Raw genomic sequence first — 13,939 nt, 5'->3', positions numbered from 1 at the left:
ATTTTAGATTAATAGGGCTGGGAAGGTTGACTTCGCAGCCTTATTTTTGTCGCTAACCATGAAAGGAGGAAGGTAAAATGGCAAACCCAACCGTGGCAATCGTTGGTCGACCGAACGTTGGTAAGTCAACCCTATTTAACCGGATTGCGGGAGAACGAATTTCGATTGTTGAAGATACTCCGGGAGTTACCCGCGATCGAATCTATACGCATGCAGAATGGCTTGGAAAAAACTTTAATTTAATTGATACTGGTGGAATTGACATGTCTGACCAGCCATTGGCAACACAAATTCGTGAGCAAGCCGAGGTGGCGATTGATGAAGCTGACGTAATTATTCTGGTTGTCGATGTGGAAAGCGGCATTACTGATGCTGACGAAAAAGTTGCCCAGATTCTTTACCGCTCTGATAAGCCGGTTGTCTTAGCCGTGAATAAGGTTGATAATCCCGAACGTCGGGCTGATGTTTATGATTTTTATTCCCTTGGTTTAGGAGAGCCATACCCGGTGTCAAGTGTCCATGGGGTTGGGCTCGGTGACTTATTAGACGCGGTCATTAAGAACTTCCCTGACTCGGCTGCAAACGAAACTGATGACAGTATTCGCTTTAGTTTGATTGGACGGCCAAATGTCGGTAAGTCGTCCTTAGTGAACGCAATTCTTGGTCAACAGCGGGTCATTGTCTCTGATATTGCCGGGACCACTCGCGATGCAATTAATACTCAGTTTGTCGCTGATCACCGTAAATTCACAATGGTCGATACTGCCGGAATTAAGAAAAAGGGTAAACTGTATGAAAATACGGAACGTTACGCTCTGATGCGGTCAATGAAGGCGATTGACGATAGTGATGTGGTCTTGGTCGTGTTGAACGCTGATGAGGGAATTCGGGACCTTGATAAGCATATTGCCGGGTACGCTCACGAAGCCGGTAAAGGAGTCATCATTGTTGTTAACAAGTGGGATTTAATTAAAAACCGTGACCAACGAACGATGACTGACTTTACCAACCTAATTCGAAATGAATTCCAATACTTGAGTTATGCACCAATTATTTTTGTGTCCGCGTTGACGAAACAACGGTTAATTAAGCTCCCCCAATTAATCGAACAAGTTTATGACCACGCACGCCGACGGATTAAATCATCAACCCTTAATGATGTCTTAATGGATGCCATTGCGGCGAACCCAACCCCAAGCACTAATGGGAAACGGCTGCGGGTTTACTACGGGACGCAAGTGGCAGTGGAACCACCAACTTTTGTAATTTTTGTGAATGATCCAGATTTAATGCATTTTTCTTATGAACGGTACTTGGAAAATAAAATTCGCGAAGCCTTTGACTTTACGGGGACACCGATTCACTTAATAAAACGACGTCGGAAATAACGGTTTTAGTCAAAAATCACGGAATTTATTAAATAATCGCAACATAATTGCATTTTATCGTTGCAACGCCTTGCCATTGGCGTTTCTGTATGCTAATCTAAGTTTGAAATGATACGTTGTTGCGTTATTATTTCGTTAATTTTGGACCACTCAAAATTAACAACGCTTGGCGCAGACTTATTTTGTGTCAAAAGTGGAGGTGAAAACGATATGGCAAACAAAGCTGAATTAGTAAGCAACGTTGCTAGTGCAACCGGCTTAACTAAGAAAGATGCTACTGCTGCTGTTGATGCAGTATTTAGCTCAATCCAAGCATCCTTGGCCAAGGGTGAAAAAGTTCAATTGATTGGTTTCGGTAACTTCGAAGTACGTCAACGTGCTGCTCGGAAGGGACGTAACCCACAAACCGGTCAAGAAATCCAAATTCCTGCAAGCAAGGTACCTGCATTCAAGCCAGGTAAAGCTTTAAAGGACGCCGTTAAGTAATTCATCAGATTACTAACGAAAAAGGGGTTGAGTATTTGCTCAACCTTTTTTATTACGCTAATTTAACGCAACAATGAGAGGAAGAAAATAATGAGCTTTGCGGAAAAAATGTTAGACCAATTAGAAGCTGGCCAACTGGAGGAAGCTAAGAAGTCGTTCGCCTGGGCCCTCCGGAAGGATGACGATAATACCCTTTTTAATTTAGCGGAACAGCTGTATGGCTTGGGATTTCTTCACCAAGCCCAGCGGATTTACTTAAAACTGCTGGAAAAGTATCCAGATGAGGATGAATTAAAGACCTCACTCGCAGAAATTGCGATTGACGGCGGCCATAACGATGAGGCTTTGGCTTACCTAGCGCAGGTTTCCCCCTCCTCACCCGCCTACGTTCAATCGCTCTTAGTCGCGGCTGATTTGTACCAAACTGAGGGGCAATTTGAAGTAACTGAGGCAAAGTTGGAGGAGGCCTTGGAGCTGGCTCCTGATGAACCAGCGGTCCTCTTCGCTTTAAGTGAGTATTATTACATGGTCGGCAAGTATGAAAAGGCGATTCCATTGTACATTGCTTTAATCCGTCAGGGATACACTGAGTTTGCTAAGGTGGACATTGCGGCCCGGTTAGGGATGTCTTACGCCCAAAGTGGTAAATTTGACCAGGCGCTGGGATATTTAAAGCAGGTGGATCCTCAATACCAAACCAGCGATGTTCGTTTTCAGACCGGCTTAACTCAGTTGCATTTAGGACAAACTAAAGAAGCCATTCAGACGTTGCAGGAGTTAATTAAGTACGATGATCAGTACGCTTCAGCATACGTTACTTTGGCAAATGCTTATCAGCAACTAGGTGAGTATGAAAAAGCGCTGAAAACTGCCCAAGAAGGACTCGGGGTTGATCAATATAATGAGCAACTCTTTTCACTTGCTGCGGAAATTGCTAGTCACCTCGGTGACTATGAATTAATGGCCAAGTACCTCAAAACGGCTCACGAATTAGACCCGGATAATTTAACGATTACTTTGCAGTACAGTAACTTGTTACTTCAGCAGCATGAGTACCAAGCCAACGTTGATTTATTGGCACCGCTTGAAGAAGAACACGAGGTCGACCCGCAAGTGGAATGGAACCTCGCGCAATCCTACCTGGCTCTTGAAAAATTGGCTGAGGCGGGAAAAGCATTTGAACTGGCGCGTCCAGCCTATCAAGATAACCCGACCTTTTTACGGCAGTTAATCAGCTATTACCAAGAAACGGGGCAACATGATCAGCTACTTGATGAACTGGAACGGTATGTCGAACTAGAACCCACGGATACCGAAATGGCTGAGTTACTAGACTCTTATCGCGAATTCTAATTCAGCAAGAGACTCTGGTAATAATTCAATGAAGCGGGGCTAATCCGCAACCGTTGACACAATTCACTCTGACTAAGTTCAGGGTGTTTTTTTATTTCGGTCAAAATGTAGGCTTGGTGCATTTTTTGTGGGCTCAGGGGAAACGCGACAAATTGCTGATCAGCCCGTAAATATTTGTGCAACGCCGGCAGGGAGAGGCGCGGAGAGCGCCGGTCAATTCGTTGTTTGAGGAATAGTTGCTGTTCGCCCTGCAATTTTTGGAGGGGAGCCAGCCATTCCTTAAAGTGGGCGAGAAAAGTTGTTTCCACTTGATTAACTGGTTGGAGGTCATTAAAAATTGCCCAGAAATCTGGCGAGAGGATTTCGCTGATTTCAAAACCACGGGCGAGTAAAAAGATGGTGACCCGGCCGTACATACTTAGTTGTTCATTGCTGAGGAGGTTTGGATAGTAGTCCAGCCAATTAGTAGTGGTGGATTGCTTGGTGATTGCCTGGCCGTGAAGGGCGAGTGTGGGAAAGCTGTTGATGACCCCATGGTCAACTAAGAAGAGGAAATATTGGTTTAAATGGGACAGCTTTTTGTTGAACGTTCCAGTAGTAATGGTTTGTTGATCGAAAAAAGCACGGAGGTCGCTTTCCTGAATTTGGGGAAGATTGTCAACACCGCCGAGTTGCCGGTCATTTTCTAAAAATGTGAAAAATTGATTGATCGTGGTGTCATAATTTTTGATGGTTGCCGGTTGGGTCCCGTTTTGCTGGAGGGCGAGGTGGAATGCAGTTGATAGTGGATAGGCCATAAGTTCGCTCCTTTGGTTAATAGTAGATATTTACTTTAACTAAATTATAAAACAAGTCCCCAAAAAGAAACACAGCCAACAGAAAATTTGTTAAAATTAATGCAGTAATTTCTAAATAAAGAGTGATTGAAATGCAAATTAAAAAGTTACCAGCCCTTTTTGAGCCCGCCCGGCCGATTTTACAAAAAATCGAACAAGCGGGGTTTGAGGCTTATTTTGTTGGGGGCAGCGTTCGTGATACAATTTTGGATGATCCAATTCACGATATTGATATTGCCACGAGTGCGTACCCGAGCGAAATCAAGAAGATTTTTCGGAAAACGGTGGATACCGGGATTCAACACGGGACAGTCATGATTTTGGATCACGGCACTGGGTACGAAACGACGACTTTTCGAACCGAAAGTGGTTACCAAGATTACCGGCGTCCCGATCAAGTGACCTTTGTGCGGTCATTACGTGATGACCTCAAGCGGCGTGACTTTACCATCAACGCCTTGGCGATGAAGGAAGACGGGACAGTGATCGACCTCTTTGATGGCCTCGGAGATCTTGATCGGCACCTCATTCGCGCTGTAGGTAACCCAGAAGAGCGTTTTAATGAGGATGCACTTCGGATGATGCGGGCGGTGCGCTTTGCTGCTAAATTAGACTTTACGATTGATTCGCCAACCTTGGAGGGAATCCGGAATCATGGTGCCTTGTTGCAAAAAATTGCGGTTGAACGAATTGAAGTTGAATTTACGAAGTTATTACAAGGTTTAAATCCTCAGCGGGGGCTCGCAGATTTGATTGAGACTGGTTTGTACCAGTATTGCCCGGGATTAACGGACTATCGGGAGGCATTGCAGGCTTTTAGTCGACAGGATCAATGGCAATTGATTACTAATGATCAGTTAGCTTGGTTGTCATTTATCAACGCATTAGGAATCACTTCGCGTGACCAGGTCCGCCAATTCATGAAATCGTGGAAACTGTCGAATGAATTAATTGATCGTGTCCAAAAGAGTTTGCAGCTTTTGTTGGCCATCCACACTGGTCAAGTCACTAAGCAGCAACTGTTTGCTGCAGGACGAGGTGCCGTTCAAGATGCGCTCACGATCGCTGATTTTAATGGTTGGCAACATACAGACCTATTACGGACTTTTGACGAATTGCCCATTAAGGACAGTCATGAACTGGCAATTAATGGTGGTCAACTGATTAAGGACGGCATCTTGAAACCTGGACCAATGATGGGCCGAGTCCTTAAGCAACTTCAGCAACTGGTAATTAATGGTGAAGTCCCAAACGATCGTGATCAATTATTACGCGCTACCAAAAAATTAATTGAGAAGGAATAAGAATCGTTATGCAAACATTTCGTGCAGATAATTTAACCAGTATTTATGGCGAAAAGACGCTGTTTAAGGATATCTCATTTATTATTAACGAAGGCGATCGCATTGGCTTAATCGGAACCAACGGGAGCGGGAAAACTAGTCTCCTCAACGTTATCGCCGGGGTAACCCACGCGGATAGTGGGGAGATCACTAAACCAAATAACTATACGATTGGTTATTTAGAACAAAAGCCGGTGTTGGACCATGAGAAAACAGTCATGGACGCAATTTTTGCGGGCAACCAGCGGATTTTTCATACCATTCGTTTGTATGAAGAAGCACTGAATAATTACAGCCAACATCCAGAAGATTCCCAAGCGATTGACCGGTTTACAAAAATGCAGTCCACAATGGACCAGGAGGATCTTTGGGAAGCAGAAAGCCAAGTTAAAACAATCTTGACCCAGTTAAAAATTACGGATCTTGAACAACAAGTTGGTCAACTTTCCGGAGGTCAACAAAAGCGGGTCGGGTTAGCCCAGATTTTGATTCAATATCCGGACCTCTTAATGTTGGATGAACCAACCAACCAGTTGGATATTCCGTCAATTGTGTGGTTACAAGACTTTTTAGCAAGTTATAAGGGAGCAGTTTTGGTTGTCACCCATGATCGCTACTTTTTAGACCAGGTCACTAATCACATTTGGGAGTTATCCTTTGGGGAGTTGTACCATTACGACGGTAATTATCAAGATTTTGTTCGGCAAAAAGCAGAACGGGTCGAATTAGCGGAAGAAAGCGAACGGAAGCGGCAGTCACTTTATAAAAGGGAATTGGCGTGGATGCGTCACGGCGCTAAGGCCCGGAGCACCAAACAAAAGGGGCGGATTAACCGTTTCAATGACCTTAAAAATTCAATTGGTAAATTGCAGGAAGACCAAGATGTCGAGATTAACCTAGGATCGCAGCGTCTCGGCAAGGACGTTATTAAAATGGAGCATGCGTCCCTGAATTTTGGTGACCGAACCATCCTCAAGGATTTTGATTGGTTGGTACAACCGGGCGACCGCATCGGAATTTCTGGAGCCAATGGGGCCGGTAAGTCCACACTCTTGAACGTGATTGCGGGGAAACAACCGCTTGATGGGGGTACGATCAAAATTGGTGAGACCGTCAAACTTGGCTACTATACCCAGCAGACGGAACCAATTGACAAGGACAAGCGAGTTATTAATTACTTGTCTGAAGTGGCGGAGTCCGTGAAAAATGCCAATGGTGAACGAGTCAGTGTGACGAACCTGCTTGAAGAGTTCCTCTTCCCCCGCTTTATGCATGGGACGTTGATTCGTAAATTGTCAGGTGGTGAGCAACGGCGGCTTTACCTGTTAAAAATCTTGATGCAGCAACCCAATGTTTTACTACTGGATGAACCGACGAATGACCTGGATATTTCGACGTTAACGGTGTTGGAAAACTACCTCGATGATTTTGATGGTACGGTGATTACCGTTTCACACGACCGGTACTTCCTAGACCGGGTTGCCGACCAGTTATTGATTTTTAAAGGGGCCGGTCAAATCCAGCCGTACACCGGTAACTTTACGGATTACTTGGCTGCCCAACAATCAGCTGGTGGCAGTCAGAACCAAAAACCGGCAAAGGCGGCCAAAAAGAAGCCGACTAAGCAGGAATCCGATAAAGATCAACCAAAGCAGAAGACTAAGTTAACCTATGCAGAAAAATTAGAATGGGATCAGATTGATGATGATCTTGACCAATTAGACCAACAGTCGAAGCAAATCCAGGATGAGATGAACGCCAGCGGTGATGATTATGAAAAGCTGGCGAAATTACAAAAGCAGCTTAACGATGTGCAAAAACAAATTGATCAGAAAACAGCCCGTTGGGAGTACCTCAGTAATTATGTGGATTAAGGAGAACGAAAATGGTAATCAATGAGAATGAACAACAATACCTCGATTTAGCACGCTTTGTGTTAGAAAATGGTCATGTGAAGGGCGACCGTACGGGAACAGGTACGCATTCAGTATTTGGCTATCAAATGCGGTTTGATCTCCAAAAAGGTTTCCCAATTTTAACCACCAAAAAGGTTGCTTTTGGTTTGATCAAAAGCGAATTGTTGTGGTTTTTACGTGGTGATACCAATATCCGGTTTTTACTACAACATAAAAACCATATTTGGGATGAATGGGCCTTTAAAAAATGGGTCACGAGTGATGAATACCAGGGTCCTGATATGACTGATTTTGGTCACCGGTGGTTGGTTGATCCTGAATTTAAGGAACAGTATTTGGCAGAAAAGAAAAAGTTTTGTCAACGGGTCTTAGACGATGATGACTTTGCCAAGCGCTATGGTGATTTAGGCCTTGTTTATGGAAGTCAATGGCGCCAATGGAAGACCTCACGTGGCGAGACCATTGATCAAATTCAAAACGTCATTGATGAAATTAAGCGCAACCCGAATTCACGACGGCTGATTGTATCGGCTTGGAATCCTGAGGACGTTCCTTCAATGGCCTTACCACCATGTCATACAATGTTTCAATTCTACGTCAACGACGGTCAATTAAGTTGTCAACTCTATCAACGGTCAGCCGACATTTTCCTTGGTGTCCCATTTAACATCGCTAGTTATGCCTTGCTCACGCACTTGATTGCGCGGGAATGTAATTTGGAAGTTGGCGAATTTGTCCATACTTTAGGGGACGCCCATATTTATAATAACCACATTGATCAAGTCAAGGAGCAGTTAATGCGTCAAGTCCATCCTGCTCCCGAATTAATCTTTCCGAACGGGACGAAATCATTAGCTGAATATACCGTTGATGATATTAAATTGAAAGATTATCAACACGAACCAGCAATTAAGGCCCCAGTTGCTGTTTAGGAGATTGATTATGAAAGTATCATTCGTATGGGCAGAAGATGAAGCTGGTTGGATTGGGAAAAATGGCCAACTTCCGTGGCATCTGCCAGCTGACTTAAAACACTTCAAAGCGGTAACCATGCACCATCCGGTGGTGATGGGCGCTAAAACCTATTATTCAATTGGTCGCCCACTACCTCACCGTGACAATATCGTTGTTAGCCACCAGCAGATTGATCAAGCTGGAGTGGAGACGGTGACTTCTATTCAGGACCTCAAACGACTCTTAGCTAAGCGATATGGTGATCAAGAGGTTTGCATTATTGGTGGAGCCGGCTTATTTTCACAAACCGCGGATATCGTCAAGATTCTTCATCGAACTGTAGTTGAAGGTGATCACCAGGGCGACGTTAAAATGGTGCCGATTGATTACCATCAGTGGCATTTAGACAAAAAAACAGTGGTTCCCGCTACGAAAACCACTGTCCCTAATTGTCGATTTGAAGAATGGTCATTAAACAAAGAAAAGTACTGAGAAGTAAATTAATGCAGAACCGGCGAGGACAAAGAAGTGCCAGACTAAGTGGGCAGTCCGCCGGGGAAAACTGTAGATGATGGCCCCGATGGTATAGGTCAGTCCACCCGCCAGCAGGAGTGAAAAGCCGACTGGCCCAAGGTGATTCCATAATGGGCCAAAGGCCACAATGCACAACCAGCCCATGATGACATAGATTAATGTGGAGAGGTTGCTTTTGTGTTCGAGCCAAATACTTTTGTAGATAATGCCCAGAATGACCATTCCCCATTCAATTCCAAATAGTGTCCAGCCTAACCAGCCACGAATGGCGACTAAGCAAAATGGTGTGTAGCTGGCGGCGATTAATACATAAATAAAACAGTGATCTAGCCGTTGAAAGACCGCCTTAGCACGAGTATAAATTAAACTGTGGAAGAGGGTCGAACTGAGATAAAAGAGAATCATCACGCTGCCCATAATGGTAAAACTGACAATTCGCAGGGCGCCACCACGGTGGACACCCATGATGATTAGTAAAACAAGACCGGCGATTGATAAGAGAGCGCCGATTCCGTGGGTGATGGCATTCATGACTTCAATGAAAATATCTTTGTGCTCATCTGTTGGTTGTTTCATGTGGGAATAGACTCCTTTCGTGTTGGATCGAGCAATAATGCATTGTAAATAAAGTTTTGGTATACTAAGATGGTATAGCCAATCAACAATCATTTAATTTTGTTCTCTTGAAGAACAGATCATTGAGTATTAATATGATTTGATCTAGTTTTGATTACTAGATCCATTATAACAAATTATTTAGAAAGTGTGGCAAAACCATGTCAAAAATAAAAATTGTTTGTGATTCTTCAGCGGGGTTAACTGAAGAAGAAATTAAAAAATACGACATTACAATTATCCCGCTAACGGTGATGATTGATGGGACTGTCTATACTGAACGTGAGACAATTACTAACGACCAATTTCCAGATTTGATGAAGGCGGCGAAGAGTTTGCCAAAAACCTCTCAACCACCAATTGGTAAGTTTGTGGAAGCCTTTGACAAATTAGGTGAAGATGGCAGTGAAGTTTTGTGTGTTTGCATGATGGAATCCATCAGTGGAACGGTGCACGCTGCTGAACAAGCCGCTAACATGACAAATACCAAAGTGACGGTCGTGGATTGCCACACTACTGATCGGTGTATGGCTTTTCAAATTATTGAAGCTGCTAAAGTGATCGAAAATGGTGGTAGTGTTGATGACGCCATTGCTAAGATGCGTGAAGTTTTCTCTAAGTCAAAACTTTTCTTGGCAATTGACAAATTAGATAACTTAGTTGCTGGTGGCCGGGTGAACCGTTTTGCGGGGACCCTTTCCAAGTTACTGAACATTAAGGTCATGTTGGAAATTAAGGACGGCGAAATCACCATTGACAGTAAGGGTCGGGGAACCAAGTATGTGCATAAGACTTGGGAACGGATCCTCAAGCAAATGACGGAAGGTCCAAAGATTAAGGCCATTGGGATTTCTGATGTTCAGGCTACTAAGGAAGTAGCTTGGTTAACCGAACGGCTGCATCAACTGTTCCCAGACATCGACATTGTTGTTCGTGAAACTGTGCCGATTATTGCTACGCATACGGGAATTGGCGCAAATAGTTTGCACTATTACACTGAATAACAAAGAGGCTGGGTCTACTCAGTCTCTTTGCTGTTTTTGAAGGAGTTTGAGGATAATTATGAAAAAAGCGGTTCGCTGGTTACTAGTTTTAATCGTGATCCTGTGTTGTGCTGGTGGGGCTTGGTATGGCTACCAACACTGGGGTGGTTCCAGTTCGACAGCTAACCATCAGCCAACGCGGGTACTAAAGAAGAAGGTTAGGCTTGTCGCCATTGGTGATTCTTTGACGTATGGTCAAGGAGATGAGGATAAAAAGGGTGGTTATGTTAGTCTGATTAAAAGCCGCTTACAAAATAAATTTCATAATCAAGTTACCACCGTTAATTATGGGGTCAGTGGTGACCGTTCAGACCAAATTTTAAAGCGAATTAATCAACAATCCCAAATCCGTAAAGACTTGAAACATGCTGATGTCATTGTCATGACGGTTGGTGGGAATGACTTGATGCAGACCTTTCAAAAAGACCTCACTACTAATTCTACAAAGACGTTAAGTAAGGACATTAACCGCGCGGGTAAGACTTATCAAACTAAACTAAAAAAATTGTTTAAGACGATTCGTCAAGAAAACTCAACGGCTCCAATTTTTGTAATGAGTATTTATAATCCTGTGTACACGTATTTCCCGCAGGTTGAAAATATCAATAATTCGATTAGTAAATGGAATCAGTTAACTAAGCAGACGTTGGCTAGTTATGGACCGTCTTACTTTGTGGACATCAATCATTTAATGTCCTATGGTCAGTACAAAACTGCCGCGCAACGGCGAAAGCTGATCAGGTCTTCTGAAAAGGCGAACGATGGCCAAACTAGTCAAAAAGAGTTGATTTCGATTATGAACCAACGGAATAAGAACCTTAATAAATACATTTCAACCGATGATAACTTTCATCCCAATCATTTAGGGTATCAGCAAATGACACGAAAGTTATACCGGGTTATGCTGAAACACGATAGCTTTGAATATCAAAAGCGGTAGGGAGTACTATGACAAAAGAAAAACAACAACGTAACTATTGGAAGTGGGCTTTTTGGGCCTTAATTATTATCATTTTAGGAAGCGGCATCTTTCTCTATAGTCGCGTGACTGCCCCGACAACGGTTCCCACAGAATCATCCGCTCCAGCACGGACGGCTAGTTCTTTTGAAATTAATTTAAATCGCAAACAAGTGAATGCACTGTCCAGTAATTACTTGGATCGTTTACTCAAGGGAAATAACATCAAATACCGGTTTGTGGTGGGAACTCAATATGCCACGGTGATTGGCTCAACCAAGTTTTTAGGTGCGAAGGTCCAATTTGCAATTAACTTTATTCCAGAACGACAGTCAAACGGTAATGTATTATTGAAAGCAAAAGGATTATCGGTTGGCCGTTTAAACCTGCCAATTAAATATGTCATGGGATATATTAAAAAACAGTACAAATTGCCAAATTGGGTGTATGTCAACCAAAAGAAGCGGACCATTTTGCTTGATCTCAACAAATACAGTAAGCAACATTCATTACATTATGCGGCCGAAAAGATTGATATCAAAAATGGTGAGTTTCGTTTCTTAATTTCAATTCCAAAGAATGGGGGCCTTTAAGATGTATCGGACCAGTTTTTACCATTTTTTGATGACATTACGGCAACCTGACTCACCAACTGAGATCGAGCAGTTTGCTAACAATGCTTTTTTAGATACGACTTTCCCGAAACAATCCCAAAATTTTGATGAAATTTCTAAGTATTTAGAAGAGAACGCTAATTATTTGCCATCAATGACGATCTTTGATGAAGCTTGGCAACTTTACGAAAGCAAAATGCAATAGGAGGGACTTTATGGCAACAATTCAATGGTTTCCTGGACACATGGCGAAGGCCTTACGGCAAATTCGTGAGCAAATGTCTTTGGTAGATATCGTTTTCGAATTAGTAGATGCACGGATTCCTTATTCGAGCCAAAATCCAGAAGTGGCACGTGCAGCCGGCGATAAGCCACGGCTATTGATCCTCACCAAAACCGATTTAGCTGATCCACAAGTGACAAAAGAATGGTTGAATTATTTTGCTACCAATGACCAACCGGCATTAGCTTTGGATTCCCGAGCCCAGAATGTTGCCAAAGTGGTAACCAAGAAGGCCCAGGAAATATTAAAGGATAAAATGGCCCAGGAACAAGCCAAGGGCCTGCAAAAACGAGCCATTCGCGCCATGTGTGTGGGGGTACCAAACGTTGGTAAATCAACCCTACTAAACCACTTGGTTAAGAAAAATGTAGCGGCGACAGGGAACCGTCCTGGAGTGACGACTGGTCAACAATGGTTACGGTCATCAGCAGCCTTGGAGTTACTCGATACTCCAGGTGTTTTATGGCCCAAATTTGATACAGAACGGCAAGGGATTTTACTGGCGCTGACCGGAGCAATCAAGGATAGTTTGTATCCCAAAGATGATGTGGCGCTTTTTGGTCTCCATTATCTCCGCCAACACCGCTTGCCGGAGTTAAAAAAGCGTTATCGCTTGTCTGATGCGGACGTCGCTGAAGACGTGAGTGATCCCGATTTGTTGTTAATTATTACCCAGAAGATGGGCTTTCGTGATGATTATGACCGGGCCAGTGAACGTTTAATATTTGATTTACGAAAAGGTAAATTGGGGCCGACTTCTTTCGAAGAGCCTAGTGACCTTGAGGAGAATGTTGATGAGTGACCGCTTAAGCATTAAGGAAATTCGCACAAAGCTAAAAACAGTTGAGTCAATGGATGACCCCTGGGTACGTTCATTACACGACGACCCACGGAAGGGTGTCCAGACTGCCCTACAGCAATTGGCAAAACAACTAACTAAACGAGCGCAAGCACAACAAGCGTTTCAACAGCGATTCCGTTATGAGAATCAATTATGGGCTGCTGGAAATAAGTATGTTGCAGGCATGGATGAAGTGGGCCGCGGTCCCCTGGCTGGACCGGTGGTAACTTGTGCAGTCATCTTGGATCGTGACTTTGACTTGATTGAAGTGACTGATTCTAAATTATTATCCCGCCATGAGCGAGAACAGCTATATTTACGAATTGTCGATGAGGCTGTCGAAGTAAGTATTGCGGTCAACCCGTCGACGGTGATCGACCAACTTAATATTTATGCCGCCACCCAACAAGCGATGATTCGGGCCGTGAATAGCCTCGAACATCGGCCAACGCACTTGATTGTTGATGCGGTTCCCTTGGATATTGAGATCCCCCAAACGACGTTAATTAAGGGTGACCAAAAAAGCATTAGTGTGGCCGCGGCAAGCATTGTGGCAAAAGAATATCGGGACCACTTAATGGCCGAATACGCGCGCTTATATCCCGGATATGGGTTTGAAGAGAATATGGGTTATGGTACCAAACAACATTTAGCAGGATTAAAGCAATCTGGCGTGACCCCAATTCATCGTCGGACATTTTCACCAGTGCCCAAATATTTAAAATAAAATAATACAAAAGCAACTTCCTTGCGTCTTTAAATGATGGAGGGAGTT

At 43.6% G+C, this 13,939-nt stretch carries 15 protein-coding genes; 13 read left to right on the top strand and 2 right to left on the bottom strand.

Annotation, left to right across the window (positions count from 1 at the left end; translation table 11 throughout):
* Positions 1–77: 77 nt before the first annotated feature.
* From der to NFR43_RS04160, 3 genes are all read left to right on the top strand, one after another.
* Entirely contained in the window at positions 78–1,388 is a 1,311-nt protein-coding gene (gene der, locus NFR43_RS04170; RefSeq protein WP_251546734.1) for a ribosome biogenesis GTPase Der, read from the top strand.
* Between the two features lie 210 nt (positions 1,389–1,598).
* Entirely contained in the window at positions 1,599–1,874 is a 276-nt protein-coding gene (locus tag NFR43_RS04165; protein ID WP_006915942.1) for an HU family DNA-binding protein, read from the top strand.
* Positions 1,875–1,964: 90 nt separating this feature from the next.
* Positions 1,965–3,227, top strand: coding sequence for a tetratricopeptide repeat protein (locus tag NFR43_RS04160; RefSeq protein ID WP_251546731.1), 1,263 nt, complete (start codon positions 1,965–1,967; stop codon positions 3,225–3,227).
* Here the strand turns inward: NFR43_RS04160 and NFR43_RS04155 are convergent.
* Positions 3,224–4,024: a winged helix-turn-helix transcriptional regulator gene (locus NFR43_RS04155; protein WP_251546729.1), complete on the bottom strand. Its 801-nt coding sequence runs from the start codon at positions 4,022–4,024 to the stop codon at positions 3,224–3,226. The genes NFR43_RS04160 and NFR43_RS04155 overlap by 4 nt on opposite strands.
* A gap of 131 nt (positions 4,025–4,155) precedes the next feature.
* Between NFR43_RS04155 and NFR43_RS04150 the strand changes: the two genes are divergently transcribed.
* The 4 genes from NFR43_RS04150 to NFR43_RS04135 are packed head-to-tail and all read left to right on the top strand — an operon-like array spanning position 4,156 to position 8,768.
* Complete coding sequence (locus NFR43_RS04150; protein ID WP_251546727.1) at positions 4,156–5,367, top strand: CCA tRNA nucleotidyltransferase; 1,212 nt, start codon at positions 4,156–4,158, stop codon at positions 5,365–5,367.
* 8 nt (positions 5,368–5,375) lie between these two features.
* On the top strand, positions 5,376–7,280 hold the full coding sequence (locus NFR43_RS04145; protein WP_251546725.1) for an ABC-F family ATP-binding cassette domain-containing protein: 1,905 nt from the start codon (positions 5,376–5,378) through the stop codon (positions 7,278–7,280).
* Between the two features lie 11 nt (positions 7,281–7,291).
* Positions 7,292–8,254: a thymidylate synthase gene (locus NFR43_RS04140; protein ID WP_251546723.1), complete on the top strand. Its 963-nt coding sequence runs from the start codon at positions 7,292–7,294 to the stop codon at positions 8,252–8,254.
* Between the two features lie 10 nt (positions 8,255–8,264).
* Positions 8,265–8,768, top strand: a complete 504-nt coding sequence (locus NFR43_RS04135) for a dihydrofolate reductase (RefSeq protein ID WP_251546721.1) — start codon at positions 8,265–8,267, stop codon at positions 8,766–8,768.
* Here NFR43_RS04135 and trhA read toward each other — a convergent pair.
* Positions 8,748–9,386 carry a PAQR family membrane homeostasis protein TrhA gene (gene trhA / locus NFR43_RS04130; protein WP_251546719.1) on the bottom strand — a complete coding sequence of 213 codons (639 nt, stop codon included), beginning with the start codon at positions 9,384–9,386 and terminating at the stop codon, positions 8,748–8,750. The genes NFR43_RS04135 and trhA overlap by 21 nt on opposite strands.
* A 200-nt stretch (positions 9,387–9,586) precedes the next feature.
* Between trhA and NFR43_RS04125 the strand changes: the two genes are divergently transcribed.
* From NFR43_RS04125 to NFR43_RS04100, 6 genes are read left to right on the top strand one after another with little or no spacing between them, the layout of a single operon-like run.
* On the top strand, positions 9,587–10,429 hold the full coding sequence (locus NFR43_RS04125) for a DegV family protein (RefSeq protein WP_251546716.1): 843 nt from the start codon (positions 9,587–9,589) through the stop codon (positions 10,427–10,429).
* Between the two features lie 58 nt (positions 10,430–10,487).
* Entirely contained in the window at positions 10,488–11,408 is a 921-nt protein-coding gene (locus NFR43_RS04120; protein WP_251546714.1) for an SGNH/GDSL hydrolase family protein, read from the top strand.
* A gap of 8 nt (positions 11,409–11,416) precedes the next feature.
* Positions 11,417–12,019, top strand: a complete 603-nt coding sequence (locus NFR43_RS04115) for a YpmS family protein (RefSeq protein ID WP_251546712.1) — start codon at positions 11,417–11,419, stop codon at positions 12,017–12,019.
* Position 12,020: 1 nt separating this feature from the next.
* A complete protein-coding gene (locus tag NFR43_RS04110) occupies positions 12,021–12,245 on the top strand; it encodes a YozE family protein (RefSeq protein WP_251546710.1) in 225 nt (74 codons plus the stop codon).
* Between the two features lie 10 nt (positions 12,246–12,255).
* Positions 12,256–13,125 (top strand): ribosome biogenesis GTPase YlqF, encoded by an 870-nt coding sequence (ylqF, locus tag NFR43_RS04105; protein WP_251546708.1) that lies wholly within the window; start codon positions 12,256–12,258, stop codon positions 13,123–13,125.
* A complete protein-coding gene (locus NFR43_RS04100; protein WP_251546706.1) occupies positions 13,118–13,891 on the top strand; it encodes a ribonuclease HII in 774 nt (257 codons plus the stop codon). Before ylqF ends, NFR43_RS04100 begins: the two co-directional genes overlap by 8 nt.
* The last annotated feature ends 48 nt before the right edge of the window (positions 13,892–13,939 follow it).

The sequence above is a fragment of the Limosilactobacillus caecicola genome, from assembly GCF_943192935.1.
Lineage (GTDB): Bacteria > Bacillota > Bacilli > Lactobacillales > Lactobacillaceae > Limosilactobacillus > Limosilactobacillus caecicola.
This window is presented reverse-complemented; position numbering and strand designations above follow the sequence as displayed.